Below are 2918 nucleotides of genomic sequence, written 5' to 3'. Positions count from 1 at the left end.
TCATAACCAGCTCCTCCACCAAAATATGAGGCAAAGCTCTGTTGTAGAGTATAAATCTGACCTCCATTAATCGCATCCGTCGAATCTTCTGATATCTTTCCTTCCGCAAGGAACGTGATCTTGCTGTTGTCCTTTTTACCTTCCTTCTCATGCTGTGCTACAAACGCACCCGCATCATCACTCCACAACAACGCATTTTGCTCAATGTTTTCTGAAATCTCATTATGAAGATTCTTGAAGACCTTATTGATACCGGCAAACGCGGCTGCAATGCTATCATAATCCTCCTCTTCAAAGCTGCCATCTTCTTGGAAAGTCATTAGCTTGAAACCTGGAAGGACCCAGCCATCACCATCATACTTAGCATCACCACCAAAATACTTTGCTAGCGACTGATTCAGATCATAAATCTGTCCACCATTAACCGCATCACTCGAGCCTGATGCTATAGAACCAGCTGCAAGCGATGTGATCTTGCTGTTTGTCTTCTCACCGTCTTTTTCTCCATGCTTGGCTACAAAGGCTTTTGCACTTTCATTCCACAACAGCGCATCGCCTTGCATAGATTCTGTGATGTTCGTGACTTTTTCATTAAAATCATTAACGATGTTCTGAACATTCTTATCAATTCCTGCAAAGGCTTCCGTTACATTATGATGCTCCTGTGGATCACCTTCCGTACCATCTGCATTGTAGGTTTTAAGCGTGAAAGTTGGTTCGCTCCATTCGTCATCTTCATACTTAGCATCACCACCAAAATACTTTGCTAGAGTCTGATTCAATGAATAAATCTGACCACCATTAACCGCATCACTCGAGCCTGATGCTATAGAGCCAGCTGCAAGCGATGTGATCTTACTTGCTTTTCTGTTATCACCTTCCCCATGCAGGGCAACAAAAGCACCTTCAGTCTTGCTCCATGATAAAGAATCTTGTGCAACTCCCTCTGAAACTTCCTTAATGCGAGCGTTCACAGTCTTGATATTATCATCAAGTCCTTTAAAGGCAGAACCAACATCGGTATGTGATTTATCTGTTACCTTACCATCTTTATCAATACTAGATAAGTTATAGTTTGGAGCTTGCCATTCGCCTTTCTCATTATAACCAGCACCACCACCAAAATAGCCAGCAAACTGTTTTTGCAGTTCATAAATCTGTCCACCATTAACCGCATCACTCGAGCCTGATACTATAGAGCCAGCCGCAAGTGATGTGATCTTGCTGTTTTCTTGCGTCACTACAACTTTGCCGTCGTCTCCTTCTTCCCTCTTTTCATGCTGCGCTACAAAGGCGTGGGCTTTATCACTCCATAACAAGGAATCATGCGCAACTCCTTCTGAGACTTCCTTAATGCGAGCGTTCACAGTCTTGATATTATCATCAAGACCTGCAAAAGCGGTGCCAACACCTTGGAACGAACTCTCTGTCACAACTCCATCTGTGGCAATGTGCGATAATTTATAGGTTGGCTGTGTAAGAGCTCCATTTGTAAATGCAGCATCTCCACCTAAGAACTTGGCAACATCCTCACCGATTGTGTTAACCTGACCACCTGTGATTGCATCATGTGAATCCTTGGCTATCTTACCATCAGCAACATTATGGAGACCTACAGCTGTCTTATCTTTAGCTTTTCCTAAAGTGACATTCGCATAATCAATTTTACCATCCTTTTTATCGTAATGAACAACTGCTGATTCATCAGACTGAAGACTGTTGGAAAGATCCGTTAAACCTTTCTCAAGCTGACCTTTGTTAACAGCTTCATTATCCTTGGTCGCTGCCTTCACACCAGAAAGAATCCGATCCGTACCAGCCTTATTAGCAATAGTGATGCTCGTACCTTCTACTTCGCCACCAATATTGATAACCTTTGTCGTTTCATCCTGCTTAACAAGGCTATCGCCTACGACTTTGCTAATCTCCTTGTTAATCTCGTTATGAATGTTCGTGAAAGAACTGCCAACGCCTGCAAAAGCTTCCGCTACACTATCATAACTCTGCTCTTCAACAGTACTCCCATCTTCATTGATTGTTTTAACCTTGAATGTAGGAGCGGTCCATTGACCATTCTCATACTTGGCGCCACCACCTAAAGACGTAGCAACCCCTGTGCCAAAGCTATGAAGCTGTGAGCCATTAACGGCATCATGTGAATCCTCGGCAATATTACCATTGCCAACATTATGCAATCCAACAGTACCTGTTTTGGGATCTCCAAAAGTCACATTGCTTTGTTTCGCTTTAGGTGCTGTTCTGGTAAGTGTACTGACCTCTTCTGTATCTTCTTCCTCATCATAAAAAACTGCTACAGAGCGCACTTCTTCAATTTCATTCGTAAGTGCATCCACGTTCTCATCAAGCTGACCTTTGTTAACAGCTTCATTAGCATGCTCTGCATCCTTCACGCCAGAAAGTATTCTATCCTTACTTTCCTTATCAGAAATACTGATATTCGTACCTTCTTTTTCACCACCTATCTTGATCAGATTGGACTTTTCATCAAACTTAACAAGACTATCACTTACCACATTGGTAATATCGTTTTTAATATTCGTGAAAGATGTACCAACATCAGCCAAAGCTTCTGCTACAGTATCATACTTCTTCTCTTCTTCAGTACCATCATCCTTAACAGTCTTAACCTTGAATGTAGGAGCGGTCCATTGACCATTCTCATACTTGGCGCCACCACCTAAAGACGTAGCAACCCCTGTGCCAAAGCTATGAAGCTGTGAGCCATTAACGGCATCTGTGGAAGTTTCACTGATAGATCCAGCTGCAAGAGACGTGATCTTGCTGTTTTCTTGTGTCACTACAACTGTGCCGTCTTCTTTTTCTTCCTTCTTTTCATGCTGCGCGACAAAGGCATGGGATTTATCATTCCATAACAAGGAATCATGTGCAACACCTTG

The 2918-nt window shown here is 42.7% G+C and carries 1 pseudogene; it reads right to left on the bottom strand.

The features are described from left to right. A pseudogene (locus tag ACFIKD_RS09130) lies at window positions 1-2918 on the bottom strand (hypothetical protein); the annotation flags it as partial.

Source organism: Bartonella sp. CR84HXZ, from assembly GCF_042194535.1.
Taxonomy (GTDB): Bacteria; Pseudomonadota; Alphaproteobacteria; order Rhizobiales; family Rhizobiaceae; genus Bartonella; species Bartonella grahamii.
This window is presented reverse-complemented; position numbering and strand designations above follow the sequence as displayed.